At 57.2% G+C, this 17,591-nt stretch carries 17 protein-coding genes; 11 read left to right on the top strand and 6 right to left on the bottom strand.

From position 1 onward, the window contains the following. The first annotated feature begins 72 nt into the window (after positions 1 to 72). The gene (hppD, locus tag ACR0NN_RS03360) at positions 73 to 1,170 is read left to right on the top strand and encodes a 4-hydroxyphenylpyruvate dioxygenase (protein ID WP_170719661.1); all 1,098 of its coding nucleotides are present in this window, start codon (positions 73 to 75) and stop codon (positions 1,168 to 1,170) included. Between the two features lie 55 nt (positions 1,171 to 1,225). Here the strand turns inward: hppD and ACR0NN_RS03355 are convergent, their stop codons facing one another. Continuing rightward, complete coding sequence (locus ACR0NN_RS03355) at positions 1,226 to 3,151, bottom strand: hypothetical protein (protein ID WP_170719659.1); 1,926 nt, start codon at positions 3,149 to 3,151, stop codon at positions 1,226 to 1,228. A gap of 164 nt (positions 3,152 to 3,315) precedes the next feature. Here ACR0NN_RS03355 and ACR0NN_RS03350 point away from each other — a divergent pair, with 164 nt between their 5' ends. Further along, positions 3,316 to 4,011, top strand: coding sequence for an SIMPL domain-containing protein (locus ACR0NN_RS03350; protein ID WP_170719657.1), 696 nt, complete (start codon positions 3,316 to 3,318; stop codon positions 4,009 to 4,011). A 1-nt stretch (position 4,012) separates the two neighbouring features. Here ACR0NN_RS03350 and ACR0NN_RS03345 read toward each other — a convergent pair whose 3' ends face one another. The 3 genes from ACR0NN_RS03345 to ACR0NN_RS03335 form a co-directional block, all read right to left on the bottom strand. Continuing rightward, complete coding sequence (locus ACR0NN_RS03345) at positions 4,013 to 4,723, bottom strand: GNAT family N-acetyltransferase (RefSeq protein WP_170719654.1); 711 nt, start codon at positions 4,721 to 4,723, stop codon at positions 4,013 to 4,015. A gap of 3 nt (positions 4,724 to 4,726) precedes the next feature. Beyond that, positions 4,727 to 6,019, bottom strand: a complete 1,293-nt coding sequence (locus ACR0NN_RS03340; protein ID WP_170719646.1) for an O-acetylhomoserine aminocarboxypropyltransferase/cysteine synthase family protein — start codon at positions 6,017 to 6,019, stop codon at positions 4,727 to 4,729. Between the two features lie 72 nt (positions 6,020 to 6,091). Beyond that, positions 6,092 to 7,087: a hypothetical protein gene (locus tag ACR0NN_RS03335; protein WP_170720176.1), complete on the bottom strand. Its 996-nt coding sequence runs from the start codon at positions 7,085 to 7,087 to the stop codon at positions 6,092 to 6,094. A 434-nt stretch (positions 7,088 to 7,521) separates the two neighbouring features. Between ACR0NN_RS03335 and ACR0NN_RS03330 the strand changes: the two genes are divergently transcribed. Beyond that, positions 7,522 to 8,856 carry an NAD(P)-dependent oxidoreductase gene (locus tag ACR0NN_RS03330; RefSeq protein ID WP_170719643.1) on the top strand — a complete coding sequence of 445 codons (1,335 nt, stop codon included), beginning with the start codon at positions 7,522 to 7,524 and terminating at the stop codon, positions 8,854 to 8,856. A gap of 45 nt (positions 8,857 to 8,901) precedes the next feature. Then, positions 8,902 to 10,206 carry an NAD-dependent dihydropyrimidine dehydrogenase subunit PreA gene (gene preA / locus ACR0NN_RS03325; RefSeq protein ID WP_170719641.1) on the top strand — a complete coding sequence of 435 codons (1,305 nt, stop codon included), beginning with the start codon at positions 8,902 to 8,904 and terminating at the stop codon, positions 10,204 to 10,206. Between the two features lie 51 nt (positions 10,207 to 10,257). Here the strand turns inward: preA and ACR0NN_RS03320 are convergent, their stop codons facing one another. Then, positions 10,258 to 10,479 carry an N-(5'-phosphoribosyl)anthranilate isomerase gene (locus tag ACR0NN_RS03320; RefSeq protein WP_480683883.1) on the bottom strand — a complete coding sequence of 74 codons (222 nt, stop codon included), beginning with the start codon at positions 10,477 to 10,479 and terminating at the stop codon, positions 10,258 to 10,260. 37 nt (positions 10,480 to 10,516) lie between these two features. Then, positions 10,517 to 11,125, bottom strand: a complete 609-nt coding sequence (locus ACR0NN_RS03315; RefSeq protein WP_170720172.1) for a TetR family transcriptional regulator C-terminal domain-containing protein — start codon at positions 11,123 to 11,125, stop codon at positions 10,517 to 10,519. A 171-nt stretch (positions 11,126 to 11,296) separates the two neighbouring features. Between ACR0NN_RS03315 and ACR0NN_RS03310 the strand changes: the two genes are divergently transcribed. The 7 genes from ACR0NN_RS03310 (at position 11,297) to ACR0NN_RS03280 (ending at position 17,575) form a co-directional block, all read left to right on the top strand. Beyond that, positions 11,297 to 12,547, top strand: coding sequence for a Zn-dependent hydrolase (locus ACR0NN_RS03310; protein WP_170719635.1), 1,251 nt, complete (start codon positions 11,297 to 11,299; stop codon positions 12,545 to 12,547). A gap of 92 nt (positions 12,548 to 12,639) precedes the next feature. Then, positions 12,640 to 14,094, top strand: coding sequence for a dihydropyrimidinase (gene hydA, locus ACR0NN_RS03305; RefSeq protein WP_480683881.1), 1,455 nt, complete (start codon positions 12,640 to 12,642; stop codon positions 14,092 to 14,094). Positions 14,095 to 14,105: 11 nt separating this feature from the next. Next, a complete protein-coding gene (locus tag ACR0NN_RS03300) occupies positions 14,106 to 14,600 on the top strand; it encodes a DUF4760 domain-containing protein (RefSeq protein WP_170682962.1) in 495 nt (164 codons plus the stop codon). After that, positions 14,597 to 15,388, top strand: a complete 792-nt coding sequence (locus tag ACR0NN_RS03295; protein WP_170719629.1) for an ABC transporter ATP-binding protein — start codon at positions 14,597 to 14,599, stop codon at positions 15,386 to 15,388. Before ACR0NN_RS03300 ends, ACR0NN_RS03295 begins: the two co-directional genes overlap by 4 nt. After that, positions 15,388 to 15,819: a GNAT family N-acetyltransferase gene (locus ACR0NN_RS03290; protein WP_170719626.1), complete on the top strand. Its 432-nt coding sequence runs from the start codon at positions 15,388 to 15,390 to the stop codon at positions 15,817 to 15,819. The genes ACR0NN_RS03295 and ACR0NN_RS03290 overlap by 1 nt, the downstream gene beginning before the upstream one ends. Next, positions 15,816 to 16,733: an ABC transporter permease gene (locus ACR0NN_RS03285; protein ID WP_170682959.1), complete on the top strand. Its 918-nt coding sequence runs from the start codon at positions 15,816 to 15,818 to the stop codon at positions 16,731 to 16,733. Before ACR0NN_RS03290 ends, ACR0NN_RS03285 begins: the two co-directional genes overlap by 4 nt. Further along, positions 16,730 to 17,575, top strand: a complete 846-nt coding sequence (locus tag ACR0NN_RS03280) for an ABC transporter permease (RefSeq protein WP_170682958.1) — start codon at positions 16,730 to 16,732, stop codon at positions 17,573 to 17,575. Before ACR0NN_RS03285 ends, ACR0NN_RS03280 begins: the two co-directional genes overlap by 4 nt. Positions 17,576 to 17,591: the final 16 nt, after the last annotated feature.

Below are 17,591 nucleotides of genomic sequence, written 5' to 3'. Positions count from 1 at the left end.
CGCAGAAACAGCGTGGAATAAGGCGTATTTTTGAATCAGCAAAGAAATTCCTGTTTTCCGAGGAGACGCGCCATGGGTCCTTTCCCGCATAACGCCCCGAAATCTGTCATCAGCGAAGAAAATCCCGCCGGCACCGATGGGTTCGAGTTCGTTGAATTCGCCCACACCGAACCGCAAGAACTGCGTGATCTGTTCACGCGGATGGGATTCGAGTATGTCGGCTATCACCGTGATATGCCCAAGGTCGAGCTGTGGCAGCAGGGTGACGTGACCTACATCCTGAATGCTGACCCTGACAGCTTTGCCGCCAAATTCGTGGCCGAGCACGGCCCCTGCGCCCCGGCGATGGGCTGGCGTGTTGTGGATGCGCAAAAGGCATATGAACATGCGATTGCCAAAGGGGCCGAGCCCTATGACGGCGCCGACAAAACCATGAACGTACCGGCGATCAAGGGCATCGGTGGCTCTCTGATCTATTTCATCGACCGCTATTACGACACCTCGCCCTATAATGAAGAGTTTGAGTGGCTGGAGCAGTCGAAACCGCGCGGCGACGGATTCTATTATCTCGATCACCTGACCCATAACGTCTTCAAGGGTAACATGGACAAGTGGTTCAAGTTTTACGAAGACCTGTTCAACTTCCGCGAAATCCGGTTCTTCGACATTCAGGGGAAGCATACAGGCCTGTTCAGCCGTGCGCTAACTTCGCCTTGCGGTCGCATCCGCATTCCGATCAACGAGGATCGGGGCGAAACCGGACAGATCGTATCTTATCTCAAGAAATACAATGGCGAAGGCATCCAGCATATCGCTGTCGGCAGTGACGACATCTACAGCTCGACCGATGCCATTGCCGAGAAGGGCTTGAAATTCATGCCCGGCCCAAACGAGACCTATTACGAGATGTCATACGACCGTGTGACCGGCCATGATGAGCCCAAGCATCGGATGATGAAACACGGCATTCTGATTGATGGCGAAGGCGTTGTTGATGGGGGTGAGACCAAGATCCTGCTGCAGATCTTTTCGAAAACCGTGATCGGCCCGATCTTTTTCGAGTTTATCCAGCGCAAGGGGGATGACGGATTCGGCGAGGGTAACTTCAAAGCCCTGTTTGAATCGATCGAGCGTGAGCAGATTGAATCGGGTGAAATCTCGGCTGCCTGATCTGAGGTTTATTTAAAAACAAAGCGCTCTGTTCACTGAACGGGGCGCTTTGCGTTTATCCGCGCGGCATCTTGAGTGTGATGTTCTTTCCGCGTTTCTGGTAACGCAGCTCGCTGTCGCCGATGGCCACAACATTCCCGCCATCAATGCGGTCGCCCACTTTCAGCTTCTTGTAGCGCCCGCTGGGAAGGCGGACCAAGGCACGGCGGTTGGCCGGGGTGCCGTATACGCCGATCAGGTTCAACTTGCGCAGGTTAATCGCATTGTCGATGGTTGCCTGTCGTGCGACGGATGCCGAGGACGGGATCTTGGGATTAACCGTTCTGGGCTGGAATGAACCGGGTTCGTCAGCATTGCTCGCCACATTTGCAGTTGATGCTTGTGAGGCACTGGCCGCGCTCGCCCTTTGCGTTGCGCGGGCAGCAATTCCAGCAGGTCGATTTTTTGGGCGGGGCACGCGCACAACGGCCAGCGCTGTCGGCGTTTCGTCAACTTGCGGCGGAACTTGCAACGAATCTGGTCGCAGTTTGGGCCTGACCGACGCCAGCTCCTGCCGGGAGCGTCCCCCCAACTGCCGTCGTTCGAACTGGTCCACAAGATTTTCCGGACGTGGGCGAGGGCGGATACCTGCGAGCCGTTCATCGACCTCTTCGATCACAACCGGCTCAGTCTCGAACCGGGTCGGTGGCTCAGGGGGGACTGACGAGGGGCGCCCGAGATAAACCACTACCCCGGCAGGGTTCAGCGTTCCCTCGGTGCTTGGGGCTACTAGCCCGCGCTCATCCAATTCGAACCGCTGCCCCGCCTGGCTGGGAAGAGCGATGGGTTCAAAGGGTGCGTCCGTATCCAGGCTGGCAAAATCGGGAAGCGCGACGACATCGGTCGATAGGTCCGAGCGATCTATGGATGTGAGATACAAGTCGTCATCGCTCTGCTCGGGCGGGGCGGTCAGATCGGAAGGCTCAGCAGGGGCTGATCCTGTGAACTCGAGAAACTCGGTTTGGGTTTCAGGCGGTTCAGCAATGCTCTCAACGGGTTGCGGTTCAATCTTCAGTGCTTCGAGGATCGCTTCGTCCGTGGCGGTGAGGGCCTCTTCTGCGTCCACCGCCGGCTCTGGCACCTCTGGTTCAAACGGAAGGCTTGCGATTTCTTCTGCGTTCGCTTCGGGTTCCGTCTCTTCGAGCAGTACCTCGGTTTCGTTCGATGTGATTTCGGGCTCGGGCTGCAGCTCGGGGTCAAGCTCTGCCGTCTCAGCCACGTCGACGCTTTCAGGTTCAGAACTGTTGAAGGACCAGGCACCCAACAACATCCCGAAGAACACCGACGCGGCAATTGTTGGAATGGCAAAGCGTTTCAGGTCGATCCCGGCCTTTTCGGGTGCAAGGATCGCGTTGGTTGCGGGTTCAAAGGCCGGTGGTTCGGCATCCTCAGCGATGGCGTGGACCGGTATGTCCGGGGCATCTTCGGTTATGGCTGGCGCAGCCGCGACCACAGGTGGTTCATCACCTGCGATCGGCAATTCAAGAAACGGTTGGTCCAGCGTATCCACACCGGTTGCACTGACCCAGAATGCCTCGGGGATAAAGCCGTGATCGGTGGCGAACGCACTGGCCTCGTCCAATGTTTGCTGAGCCACCGCAGCAACTTGGGATTCGACCCCTTGCGCATCGGTTACATAAGAGAGTTCCGACAGCTCATAGGGTGTGGCTGAAGCAAGCGTCTCTTCGATCTTCTGCGAGGCTGCGTTTGAATCCAGCCCTTCTGTATCGACCGACAACAGGCGAACCTGATCTGATGGAATCACAAGCTTGCAGCTCAGGTCGTTTTCCAGCGCGAATCCCTGTTCCCGAAGCGCCTGCATCTGATCCGAAAAATCCGGCGCATCCAACGGTACGGTTCCAATGCAGTACCAGTCTCCATCCGACTGATGATGCAAGGAAATGCCGTTTTCAGAAAATGACAGCGCAAAGGCGGGTTTCATAATCGCGATGAACCATAATTGTCAGCTTCAATGCAAACGCTTGGATGTCTGCCCAGCGAGATTAGAGCAGGAACCCGCCGAGGGAAAGAAAAAGGCGCGTTTCCCCCTTGCCGTGTGCAACCAGACACCCCCATCTATAGGGTAAGCATTCAGGAGGGATCACCTTGAAGACACTTGCTTTTTTGGCTGCGATGACCGCAGCCATCGCCACATTGCCCGCCCATGCGGAAGAACGTCGCATCACTGTCAGCGGCACCGGAACAGCGCTCGCCGCACCTGATATGGCGACAATCACGCTGGGCGTGACCAATCAGGACGCTCAGGCCTCGGTTGCGATGCAGGCGACATCGGATGCGGTGACGCAGATTCTCAAACGCCTGGACGAAATGGGGCTGGAGTCACGTGATGTGCAGACCCGCGATCTGTCGCTCTCGCCGGTTTGGTCTGGGCGGAACAATGCAAGCAACGAGGCACCAAAGATCACCGGTTTCACAGCTTCGAACCGCGTGTCGGTGCGCGTTCGAGATTTGGACAAGCTGGGCCAGATCATGGATGCTGTCATACACGACGGTGCGAATGATTTCGGGGGTCTGAGCTTTGGTGTGCAAGAGCCCAAACCGCTTGAAGCCGAAGCGCGAGCCAAAGCTGTGGCCGATGCGACGGAAAAGGCGCAACAACTGGCGCAGGCCTCTGGCGTCACGCTCGGGCCGGTGATTTCGATCAACGATCACGGTGGGGGCGTTCGTCCGATGGCGCAGATGCGCGAAATGGCGATGTCGGATGCGGGTGGCGTACCTGTCGCGGGCGGAGAGATTTCCGTGTCGGTCAATATCGCGATGGAGTTCGAGATCGCCGACTAGGCTAAGCCTCAGCGCGGGCTTGCAGCGCTTGGCGCTGTTGGCCTGCTACATCGAAATTCCCCGGCGCGAGCCAGTTCTCGAAAGCGGCGCGGATGCGCGGCCATTCGCCGTCGATAATCGAATACCAGGCGGTATCCCGATTGCGTCCTTTGTAATGGGTCGCCTGCCGAAAGACGCCTTCGAACGTGAATCCCAAGCGTGCGGCCGCACGCCTTGAAGGCGCATTCAGGGCGTCGCATTTCCATTCATAGCGGCGATAACCAAGCTCATCGAATACCCGGCGCATCATCAGATACATCACTTCGGTCGATTGCGGTTTACGCTGGAGCAGGGGAGAGAAGTGGATATGGCCCACTTCTATGGCACCCACAGCAGGTTCGACACGCAGATACGAGGCAATCCCCACGGGTACCTCATCCGCGTCGAGAACTGTATGGAACATCGGGTCCGCATCCATGCAGTTTGACTGCGCCCATGCGGTGAAATCAGCCTCAGAGTCGAACGGGCCGTAGGGCAGGTAAGTCCAATTGTGGCCGTCCGTATCGTTGGCAAACGCCCGGTACAAGCCGGGCGCATGCCGATTTACATCCAGTGGCACAACCGAGCAGAACCGGCCCTCCATCGGTGTGTAAGGCGGCGTCGGGCGAGGAAACTCGCCCGTGACCGGCAAGCCGATGGGTTGACCCAGTTCATTTGTGTTGTGCTTGGTCACGGGTCAGGCACTTGCTTTGGACAGAGCCTGATCCAGATCAGCGATCAGATCGTCCGCATCCTCGATGCCGATTGAAACCCGCACCACGCCGGGGCCTGCGCCTGCAGCCTCTTGTTGCTCGGGCGTCAGCTGACGGTGCGTGGTCGAGGCTGAGTGAATGATTAGCGACCGCGCATCGCCAAGGTTGGCGACGTGGCTGAAGATTTCCAGAGCATTGACTAGCTTGACGCAAGCGTCATAGCCGCCCTTGACCGCAAAGGTGAACAGGGCACCGGCGCCGCGGGGATAATGCGCTTTGACCCGGTCGTGATAGGGCGACGAGGGCAGGCCCGCGTAGGTTACGTAGTCAACGCGGTCATCCGCTTCTAGCCACGCGGCGATCTTCTGGGCGTTCTCGACATGGCGCTCCATCCGCAAGGACAGTGTTTCGATCCCCATCAACGTATAGTGCGCAGCTTGCGGGTTCATCGTCATCCCCAGATCGCGCAGACCAATAGCGATGCCGTGGAAGGTGAACGCCAGCGGGCCGAAGGTCTCGTGGAATTTCAGGCCGTGATAGGCGGCTTCAGGTTCGCTGAGCGAAGGGAACTTGTCATTCGCGGACCAGTCGAACTTGCCCGAATCCACGATGCAGCCGCCGGTAACAGTGCCGTTTCCGGTCAGGTATTTGGTGGTCGAATGCACGACCAGTGTTGCGCCGTGTTCGATTGGGCGGCAGAGGTAGGGCGTGGCCGAGGTGTTGTCGACGATCAGCGGAATGCCTGCACCGTCTGCAACGTCTGCCAACGCACGGATGTCGGTGACATAGCCACCAGGATTAGCAATGGATTCGCAGAACACCGCGCGGGTGTTTTCGTCGATGGCATCCTTCACGGCGTCCAGATCATCGGTATCGACAAACTTGGCCGACCAGCCAAAGCGCTTGATGGTCTGGCTGAACTGCGTGACCGTGCCGCCGTACAAGCGGGTCGAAGCAACGACGTTGCAGCCCGGTCCCATCAACGGAAACAGCGCCATGATCTGCGCCGCATGACCGGACGAGCAGCATACAGCGCCAACACCGCCCTCAAGGGTTGCCACGCGTTCTTGCAGCACTGCAACCGTGGGGTTGGTCAGGCGCGAATAGATGAAGCCTACTTCCTGCAGGTTGAACAGTGCAGCGGCGTGCTCGGCATCGCGGAAGACATAGGCCGTGGTTTGATAGATCGGTGTCTGGCGCGCACCCGTGGCGGGGTCGGGGCGGGCCCCGGCGTGAATTTGCAGCGTATCGAAACCGTAGGTGGGGCCGTCAGACATCGTTAATAACTCCTGTTGGAATGTGTGTTGATGAATCTCTAGGGCATTGCCCGGCTCGGCACAACGCTTGCGTCAGCGCAGCCAAAGCCCCTTGGACTTGATGGTTTTGCGAATGACCTGTTCCCGCGCCGGCAGGGTATTGCGATCAAACAGCGCCCGGATTTTGGCGCCCTTGCGTTGGATGACCAGCTTCTTTAGCGGATCGTAGCCTTTGAGCACTTTCTTGATCTTGTTGGGGGCGACAACGGTTTCCAGTACCTCGACCACATGATCGCTTTCGCGGGCGTAGAGCAACGGAAACAGGCGATAGTGACAGCTGATCGATCCATCTAGCAGACCTTCGGGCAAAACATCCCGACCCCCGCCAAAGGAATGAATGACCAGCGGCAAGGCGATCTGATCCAGCCACGGTTCCAAAACCTGCCCGGTCAATTCTGGGATGTCTTCGTCTTGAATAGCGCGAGCGTAGTCCAGAAAACGCTCTCCGAACTGGCGGGGGCATTTATAGAAGAAGTAACCGGCGTTGAAATACAGGTAGTGCCGCCAATACCCAGACGGCTGGCTGGGATCGAGTGAACTTTCGAAATCCAGACCGAACCGGTTGTACAGCGACCGCCAAATACCTTCATAACCGGGGCCGTAGAGCGTTGGCTTTGGCCATGTTCCTTCAACCCGCAGAGACGCTCCGGGTCGGTTGAAATCAAACGGCACGTCGGCAAGCTCACCCGTGATTAGCGTATCGCTGTCGAAGAAAATGAACGGCTCGCCCTCGGGCATCGCCAGCAGCGCTTCGATCTTGTTTCCGTGAGGATAGCGCGCGCCAAAGACACGAGATTCAAAGGGCAGGATTTCGGCACCTAAATGCTGCAACGCCTCAAGCACCTCGGGGTCCTGAAGGCTGGGGCTCTGTGGCCAGAGCGGGCCGGGTTGCGGCACACCCACGAACAACCGTCCCATGAAACCCGGAGAGCTATGTCGCAGTGAGGCCGCAAACAAAAGCGCCTCATATTGCAAGCGGTTGTTTTGCCCGATGATGAGGATGTTGAATGTCGTCGGGCTTGCCTGCATCTTGTCGCGCTTTCTGATCGGGCCGGAATTCGGCATTTGCCTCAATGGGAAGTACAACAAGCTGTGTAGGGCGTCAAAACCCCAAAAGGCCTTGGTTTGGATTCCTGGCCCGATTTTGAACTCAATTTCCTTCATTGCAGAATGCTTGAAGAAGCCGATCAACAAGGAATTTGCGCAACGGGTCGCCGTTCGATTTGACCGGATCAGGTGGGTTGCTTCATTTGTCGCCAGCGTCGAGCGTAAGGTATTGGACCGCTCTGGAGGAGTGGTCTGACGCCACGTGTGCCATCAAAATAGGCAAATATAGCGCAAATCCGGGCTAATCCGACGCTATTTTTCATTTTTTGACCATTTGGCAAATTTTACCAATTGATAAAAAATTTCTTTGTGGCAAGCTGTAACTCAGAACAAACATATCTACAGGGAGTAGAGTGATGGCACAGGGCCAGATGGCACCCGGGATCGTCTCCGGGCGGCTTTCCAGCGATGAACTGACCTCGAATTTCACCGATCTGCATCCGCCACTGGCCCCGCATGAGGCCGCCGTGGCCGCTGATCGATGCTATTTCTGCTATGACGCGCCATGTGTGACGGCCTGTCCGACGGATATCGATATTCCGTTGTTCATTCGCCAAATTCAGGCCGGGCAGCCGCAAGCGGCAGGGCAGACCATTCTGGAGCAGAACATTCTGGGCGGCATGTGTGCCCGGGTTTGTCCCACCGAGACTCTGTGTGAAGAGGCTTGCGTGCGTGAGACGGCTGAGGGCAAGCCGGTCGAGATCGGGCGCCTGCAGCGTTATGCAACCGATGATGTGATGGCATCGGGCGTGCATCCGTTCGCGCGCGCTGCATCGACGGGCAAGACAATTGCTGTGGTCGGGGCGGGGCCCGCCGGCCTGGCTTGTGCGCATCGTCTGGCGATGCTGGGGCATGACGTGGTGATCCACGAAGGCAAACCCAAGCCGGGTGGCCTGAACGAATACGGCATTGCGGCATACAAATCGACCAACGATTTTGCGCAGGCTGAGGTCGACTGGCTGTTGAAAATCGGTGGAATCGCAATCGAGACCGGTTCGGTCCTGGGCGAGACGATTTCTTTGGACGGGCTTCAAGAGAACTACGATGCTGTGTTCCTGTCGATCGGACTGGCCGGGGTGAACGCCCTGCGCGCCGAGGGAGTCGAGAAAGACGGGGTGCGCCCGGCGGTCGACTTTATCTCGGATGTGCGGCAGGCCAGCGATTTGGCTGATCTTCCGGTAGGGCGGAATGTCGTTGTGATTGGCGGCGGCATGACAGCGGTGGACGCGGCAGTGAAATCGAAGCTGCTGGGGGCCGAGCATGTGACCATTGCCTATCGCCGCGGTCGCGACGCGATGGGGGCCAGCCGGTACGAACAGGATTTGGCGGCGTCGCACGGTGTTCGGATTTTATGCAACGTTCAACCTTTGGCAGTTCACGGAAATGGGGCCGCAGCAGAGATCGAATTGGAGTATACTGCTAGCCATGATGGTCGACTGACCGGAACGGGTGAAACTGTCCGTGTGCCCGCCGATCAGGTTTTTAAGGCCATCGGTCAGACGCTTGACGGTGCGCCGGAAGGCCTAACGCTGGATGGCAATAAGATTGCCGTGACCGGGGCGGGACGCACTTCAATGACCGGTGTGTGGGCTGGCGGAGACTGTGCGGCAGGAGGCGAAGACCTGACCGTGACCGCTGTAGCCGAAGGTCGCGATGCCGCGATGGATATCCACGCTGCTCTGAGCGCGTGAAACTCAAAGACAAAGATGCAGAACTGCATCAGGGAGGCCGGATAAATGGCTGATTTAACATCAAACTTTCTTGGAATATCAAGCCCGAACCCGTATTGGCTGGCCTCCGCGCCACCGACGGATAAGGAGTACAATGTTCGCCGCGCCTTCGAGGCCGGATGGGGCGGCGTAGTGTGGAAGACCTTGGGGGCCGAGGGGCCTCCGGTCGTGAATGTGAACGGCCCACGCTATGGCGCGATTTATGGCGCGGACCGCCGGTTGTTGGGACTCAACAACATCGAACTGATCACAGATCGGCCGCTTGAGGTGAACCTTGAGGAAATGGCCCGCGTAAAGGCGGATTATCCAGATCGCGCCCTGATCGCCTCGATTATGGTGCCCTGTGAGGAGGCTGCTTGGAAGGCCATTCTGCCGCGTGTGGCTGAAACCGGTGCGGACGGGATCGAGCTGAATTTTGGCTGTCCGCACGGGATGAGTGAACGGGGTATGGGGTCTGCCGTCGGGCAGGTGCCGGAATACATCGAAATGGTGACCCGTTGGTGCAAACAGTATTACGACCGCCCAGTTATCGTGAAGCTAACGCCGAACATTACGGATATCCGCAAACCGGCAGCGGCAGCCAAGAATGGCGGTGCGGATGCTGTATCGCTGATCAATACGATTAACTCGATCACCAGCGTCAATCTGGATACGTTCAGCCCCGAACCCTCGATTGACGGTAAAGGCAGCCATGGTGGCTACTGCGGACCGGCGGTGAAACCAATCGCGTTGTCGATGGTGTCCGAGATTGCGCGGGCCGAAGCCACGCATGGGCTGCCGATCTCAGGCATCGGTGGCGTCACCACTTGGCGCGATGCAGCAGAGTTTATCTCGCTGGGTTGCGGCAATGTTCAGGTCTGCACTGCAGCTATGACCTATGGGTTCAAGATCATTGACGAACTGACGGCTGGCTTGTCGGAATGGATGGACGAAAAAGGCTATGCCAGCGTCGACGAAGTGATCGGGCGGGCGGTGCCCAATGTGACGGACTGGCAGTATCTGAACCTCAACTACATCGCCAAGGCAAAGATCGATCAGGATCAGTGTATAAAATGTGGCCGTTGCTACGCGGCTTGCGAGGATACCAGCCATCAGGCGATTTCGATGTCGGCAGACCGCGTGTTTGAGGTCATCGATGAAGAATGCGTGGCCTGCAATCTTTGCGTGGATGTTTGCCCGGTAGAAGGGTGCATCTCGATGGTGCCAATGAATGCAGGAGACGTTGATCCACGCACGGGCAAAGTCGTTGATCCAGATTATGCCAACTGGACGACGCATCCGAATAACCCGATGGCAAAAGCAGCAGAGTAGTCAGAGATTTTTCGTCGAAAAATCTTGGTGGAGAAAATTCGACGAACTTTCTCAGAACAGAATGTCGATCGGGCCGTTGTGGCAGATTATGACATATTGATTGGCGGTGCGGATCAGGTGATATCCGCGCCGTTTTACTTCGGCCTGAAAGGCTGCGTGACCAACTTCGCGCTCAACCCAGGCAACCGAGCGGCGCACGATGGCGCCCTTTCGCGCAGACCGGGATGAGAAAAGCTGAGTGATCCATGGCTCGGGATCTGGCCGATACGTCATCATCCCCCGAACTTTTCTCAATAGGGTTAATCGTCCCTTAAGGTGTGAGCAGTTTCCGATAGAGTGTTTCTATAAACGGGGCGGCACCTTCGTAAGGGTCTTCGTCCGCGAGAATCGCCCTGACCTGAACGTCGAAATCTGCGTAGTGCTGGGTCAGCGCCCAGATCGAGAAGATCAGATGGTGTGGATGCAAGTTTGCGATTTTGCCTTGGTCCATCCAACGGGTCAGAATCGCTGCTTTTTCATCGACCAGCTTTTTGAGGTCAGTGGACAGCGCATCGTGAATTCGGGGCGCGCCCTGGACCAACTCGTTGGCAAATAGTCGGCTTTCGCGGGGAAGGTCGCGGCTCATTTCAAGTTTGCGCTGGATGTAGGCCAGTATCTCTTCCAAAGGGTCGCCGTTTTCATTCAGTGCATACAAGGGGGCGAGCCAGACTTCGAGCAATCCGGACAAAAGCGCTGTGTGGATCGCCTCTTTCGATGGGAAATAGTACAGCAGGTTTGGCTTGCTAAGCCCAGCCTCGGCAGCGATCTGGTCAACGGTTGCGCCTCGAAAACCATGAGCAGAGAACACGTTCAGGGCCGCCTCCAGAATCGCTGTACGGTTCTTTTGTTGAATCCGGGTAGGGGCGCGGTCTTTGGGCATATTCACCTGATGTCTCTTTTTCGGCCAGATGGGCGTCAATTATGTCGAAAATTCCGGCAGGTCACTGCAATTTCTTGACTGATGTCGAACCCGTGATAGCGTGAGTTTGACCAGATGGTCAAATCAAGACACCAAAAGCGAGCCAAATCGCAAGCAACAGGGAAGAACAAGATGGCAGCTCCGGCGCAGAACCTAAGGATCAATGGCGATAGGTTATGGGATAGCCTGATGGAGATGGCCAAGATCGGCCCAGGTGTTGCGGGCGGGAATAATCGCCAGACCTTGACTGACGAAGACGCTGAAGGGCGCGCCTTGTTTCAGAATTGGTGTGAGGATGCGGGCTGCACCATGGGGTTGGATCAGATGGGCAACATGTTTGCGCATCGTGAAGGGGCTGACCCTGAGGCCCTGCCTGTGTACGTCGGATCGCATCTGGACACACAGCCAACCGGTGGCAAGTATGATGGCGTATTGGGGGTACTTGGCGGATTAGAGATCATTCGGACGCTGAATGATCTTGGCATCAAGACCAAGCATCCGATTGTCGCGACCAACTGGACCAACGAAGAAGGGACGCGATATGCGCCCGCAATGCTGTCTTCGGGCGTATTCGCCGGTATGCACACACAAGATTGGGCTTACGATCGCGAGGATGCCGAAGGTAAAAAGTTTGGGGATGAGCTGAATCGTATCGGATGGCGCGGTGAAGAAGAGGTCGGCGCGCGTAGGATGCACGCGTTCTTCGAATTGCACATTGAACAGGGTCCGATTCTGGAAGCCGAAGGCAAGGACATCGGTGTTGTCACACACGGTCAGGGGCTAAGCTGGACGCAGGTGACGGTGACCGGCAAGGATGCGCATACTGGATCTACGCCGATGCCAATGCGCAAGAACGCCGGGCTGGCTATGGCGCGTATTCTTGAAAAAGTGGATGAGATCGCGTGGTCGCATGCGCCTCATGCCGTTGGCGCGGCGGGCCATATCGATGTCTATCCGAACTCGAGAAATGTTATCCCGGGGAAGGCGGTGTTCACGGTCGATTTCCGCTCGCCCGAGCTGGACGTGATTACCGACATGGAAAACCGTCTGCGGGTCGCCGCCGAAGATATCGTTGAAGAGATGGGGCTGCAGATCGAGTTTGAGAAGGTCGGTGGGTTTGATCCGGTTAAGTTCGACGAAGGTTGCGTGGCGGCGGTACGCGGTGCGGCCGAGCGTTTGGGCTATTCGCATACGGACATCATCTCAGGGGCCGGGCATGACGCCTGCTGGATCAATCGAGTAGCGCCAACCGCGATGGTGATGTGCCCATGCGTAGATGGGTTGAGCCATAACGAGGCCGAAGAGATCAGCAAGGATTGGGCTGCAGCCGGGGCGGATGTTCTGTTGCATGCGGTCGTTGAGACAGCAGAGATTGTGGAATAGGGGGCTCTGCCCCCGTCGCCCGATGGGCGGCTCCCCCGGGATATTTTTAGCCAGATGAAGCAAGCGGCGCAGACCGCATCAGGGAGTTTAAGATGAGCACTGTGATCAAGAACGGAACCGTTGTGACGGCTGATCTGACCTATAAGGCGGATGTAAGGGTCGAAGGCGGGGTGATAACCGAGATTGGGCCGGACCTGCGAGGTGACAAGGAACTGGATGCGTCGAGCTGTTATGTGATGCCGGGTGGGATCGATCCCCATACGCATCTGGAGATGCCATTCATGGGCACCTATTCCAGCGATGATTTCGAAAGCGGTACGCGGGCTGCTTTGGCGGGTGGAACCACGATGGTGGTGGACTTTGCGCTGCCAAATCCAGGGGAGAGCCTGTTGGATGCTCTGAAACGCTGGGACAATAAGTCGACGCGCGCGAATTGTGACTATTCGTTCCATATGGCGGTGACCTGGTGGGGCGAGCAGGTGTTTGATGATATCAAAACCGTCATCGAGACGCGCGGCATCAATACGTTCAAGCATTTCATGGCCTATAAAGGCGCGTTGATGGTGAACGATGATGAACTGTTCGCTTCGTTCAAGCGTCTGGCCGAGCTGGGTGGCACTGCCATGGTCCATGCTGAAAACGGCGATGTGGTGGCAGAGCTGAGTGCCAAGCTGCTGGCCGAGGGCAATACCGGGCCGGAAGCGCATGCTTATTCTCGCCCGCCTCAGGTTGAGGGTGAGGCCACGAACCGCGCGATCATGATTGCCGACATGGCGGGAGTACCACTTTATGTGGTGCATACATCCTGTGAGGAGGCCCATGAGGCCATTCGGCGCGCCAAGATGCAGGGCAAGCGGGTATGGGGAGAGCCTTTGATCCAACATCTGACCTTGGATGAAGGCGAATATTTCCACCACGATTGGGAACACGCGGCGCGGCGGGTCATGAGCCCACCGTTTCGGAACAAACAGCACCAGGACAGCCTGTGGAACGGCCTTCAATCGGGGACGCTAAGCGTTGTGGCAACGGATCATTGCGCCTTTACGACCGAACAGAAACGCAATGGCGTGGGGGATTTCACAAAGATCCCGAACGGGACCGGCGGGTTGGAAGATCGGATGCCGATGCTGTGGACTCATGGTGTGAATACCGGGCGTCTGACGCCGAACGAGTTTGTGGCCGTGACTTCGACAAATATCGCCAAGATATTGAATTGCTATCCAAAAAAGGGTGCAGTTTTGGTGGGTGCGGATGCGGATTTGGTGGTTTGGGATCCGGACAAGGCCAAAGTCATTTCCGCCGAGACACAGCAGTCGTCGATCGACTACAACGTTTTCGAGGGTAAGGAGGTACGCGGGTTGCCTCGGTTCACGCTGACGCGTGGTGCAGTGGCTGTCCATGATGGAGAAATTCAGACACAGGAAGGGCACGGGAAGTTCGTGGCGCGTGAGGCCAATACCCACGTGAACAAAGCGCTGAGCACCTGGAAAGAGCTGACAGCGCCTCGGCCTGTTGAGCGGACCGGCATTCCGGCCTCAGGTGTTTGATCGCGGCTGAAATGAGTTTGGAATTCTGGCTGGATATCTCGGCGGATGTGGCGGCGATCCTTGCCGCGCTGGCTGTGATCGTGACAACTGCGTTTGTATGGCGTCAGATGCGATTGCAAGCGCGCGGGCAGGACAAGGATGAGCGTCGGTTTTTGCGTGAGTCGATCCATGTGATTCACGAAACGCTGCAGGCTGCACAGTTTCGCGAGGCGAGACAGCGTTTCTTTGCTGGCTTGCACACGCAAGACTATGGCGACTTGGAAAGTGAGGAACGCGGGTTAGCGCGTTATATCCTCAGCATTTATGGGCTGTTGGCGCGGATGATCAAGCATGGCGCGATTGATGAGGATATCCTGCGTGACTACTGGCGCACAGCGCTCTATCGAGATTGGGACAGGCTTGAGAATTTCGTCAGTGGCGAGCGTCTGCGGGCAAAGAATGGAAACCTTTTTGCAGCGACCGAGCATATGGTCACCCGCTGGAAGGCAACGGACAAAGAGACATGAACGAAGCAGGCAATACAGTTATTGAGGCCAACAACTTGGACCTCACCTTCCAGACAAATGATGGGCCAGTTCATGCCCTCAAGGACGTAAACCTATCCATTAAGAAAGGGGAGTTCGTGAGTTTCATCGGCCCTTCGGGCTGCGGCAAGACGACCTTTTTGCGTTGTATCGCTGCGCTTGAGGCGCCGACAGGTGGAACTCTGACCGTGAATGGGATGACCCCGGATGAAGCGCGGCGAAAGCGGGCGTATGGCTATGTGTTTCAGGCGGCGGGGCTGTATCCCTGGCGTACCATCGCAAAGAACATCAAGTTGCCGCTTGAGATCATGGGATACTCCTCAGCCGAGCAGGATGAACGTGTCAACAAAGTGCTGGAACTTGTTGATCTTGCAGGGTTTGGTGCTAAATTTCCGTGGCAGTTATCGGGCGGGATGCAGCAGCGGGCCAGTATCGCGCGGGCCTTGGCGTTTGATGCGGATATCCTGTTGATGGACGAGCCGTTCGGCGCGCTGGATGAGATTGTGAGGGATCACCTGAATGAACAGTTGCTCGCATTGTGGGCGCGAACCGAAAAAACCATCGGCTTTGTTACACATTCGATCCCCGAGGCGGTGTATCTAAGCACCAAGATTGTGGTGATGAGCCCGCGGCCTGGGCGGATCACAGATGTGATCGACAGCCCACTGCCGAAAGAGCGGCCTTTAGACATTCGTGATACGCCTGAGTTCATCGAAGTGGCCCACCGCGTGCGCGAAGGGCTGCGGGCGGGGCATGGGGATGACGTGTGATGGCGGGCAATGACATCAGAAAGGCAACGGTGGATGACGTGGCCGCTTGCGCTCGGGTCATTTGGACGTGGCTCGATGAGACGGAGTGGATGCCTGAAGACCTGCCTCAGCAACAGCTAGAGGATTTGATCCGCGAGGCATTTCCAAAACGTGACATCTGGGTCGCGGGCGATCCAGTGGATTGCTACATGTCGGTTGATCCGGTCGAAAAGAAAATCGGTGCGCTTTATTGCCTGCGGACAGGCGAGGGCATGGGCAAAACATTGCTGGACATGGCCAAAGAGGATCGCGACTACCTTTGGTTAACGACCCACGTACCCAACGTAGACGCGCAGCGGTTTTATAGGCGCGAGGGGTTTGTTGAGACAGGGACGGAGCCGCCGGTGCCGCCCGATACGGTCCCGGTGATCCGGATGGAGTGGCGGGCATGAAGCAATTCACAGCCGTAATGTGGGTCATCGCAGCCATTGTGGCGATCTGGTATATTGCCTGCATCCCGATGAATATCGACAGCGCGTTGAACGCAGCCGAGCGCGCGGGCGAGGAGGTGGACCCGCCGACCGCGAAAGAGCGCTTGCTGGAATACGATATCATTCTGGTCTGGGACAATAGTTTCGCCATTCCAGAGACTTGGGAGCAAGATCGTCCCCGTCTTCCTGCTCCGCATGACGTGGTGCTTGAGTTGTGGGATTCCACGGTCAACAAGAAGATCACCTCGAAACGCTCGCTGGTTTATCACGGTTGGATCACGCTCAGCGCGACGATCTTGGGCTTTGCGATTGGCACCGGGCTGGGCATTCTGCTGGCGGTCGGGATCGTGCATAGCAAGGTGATGGACCTGTCAGTGATGCCTTGGGCGATTGTCAGCCAGACCATCCCGATCATTGCGCTGGCGCCAATGATCATTGTGGTTCTCTATTCCATCGGAGTGCAGGGGCTTATACCAAAGGCGATCATCTCGGCCTATCTAAGCTTTTTCCCGGTCGTCGTCGGCATGGTCAAAGGCTTACGCAGCCCGGATGCAATGCAGTTAGATCTGCTGCGCACTTACAACGCCAGCCGGTCACAGAGTTTCTGGAAGCTTCGCCTGCCTGCGTCGATGCCTTACTTGTTCACGTCGCTGAAAATCGGGATCGCGGCGTCTTTGGTCGGGGCCATTGTGGGTGAACTGCCAACCGGCGCGGTTGCGGGGCTGGGCGCGCGGTTGCTGGCGGGCAGCTATTATGGCCAGACGGTTCAAATCTGGTCAGCCCTGTTCGGAGCAGCCATCCTGGCCGCCTGTCTTGTGGGCCTGTTAGGGCTGCTGGAGCGGACGGTTCTCAAGCGAATGGGGATGGCGCAATGATACTGGTTTTTTGTGCGATCCTTTTGTGGCTGTTCGGCTGGTGGCTCAACACCCGCCTTGCAAGCGGGCCGCAGGCAAACAGCCAGATGGTGCGCCTTCTGGCCCCACTGATCTTTGGCCTGACCATCATCGGTATGTGGGAACTTTTGGTGCGCGGGCTCGACGTACCTCTGGTCATTCTGCCCGCGCCGTCGGTGATTGCGGTGCGCTTTGGTGACAGCCTCTCGATCCTTTGGGCAGACTTCGTGCAGACGATCATCAAAGGTGCGCTGAGTGGCTATTTGATCGGCTGTGGTGCGGCCTTCCTGATGGCGATTGCCGTGGATCGGTGGGATTTCCTGCGCCTTGGCCTTTTGCCTGTAGGCAATTTCGTCGCGGCGCTGCCGATTGTGGGCACGGCCCCCATTCTGGTGATGTGGTTCGGGTTTGACTGGCATTCCAAAGCGGCTGTGGTCGTTGTGATGGTGTTCTTTCCAATGTTGGTGAACACCGTCGCTGGGCTGCGCGAGGCCACAGCAATGCAGCGTGATCTGATGGAAACCTATGCGGCCACCTATTGGCAAAGCTTTCTGAAGCTGCGCCTTCCCGCCGCGATGCCGTTCATTTTCAACGGGCTTAAGATTTCTACGACTCTGGCTCTGATTGGCGCTATCGTGGCCGAGTTCTTTGGCTCACCCACTTTGGGCATGGGCTTTCGGATATCAACCAGCGTCGGGCAGCTGTCGCTGGATATGGTGTGGGCCGAGATTGTGGTGGCCGCGCTGGCAGGGACCGCTTTCTATGGCCTGGTGGCGATGATCGAAAAGGCGGTGACCTTCTGGCACCCGTCGCAACGCGGATAAGGGCAACAATTCAACA

The organism is Ruegeria sp. BA2, from assembly GCF_056539605.1.
Note: the sequence above shows the minus strand (reverse complement) of the source record. Positions and strands in the feature narration are given on the sequence as shown.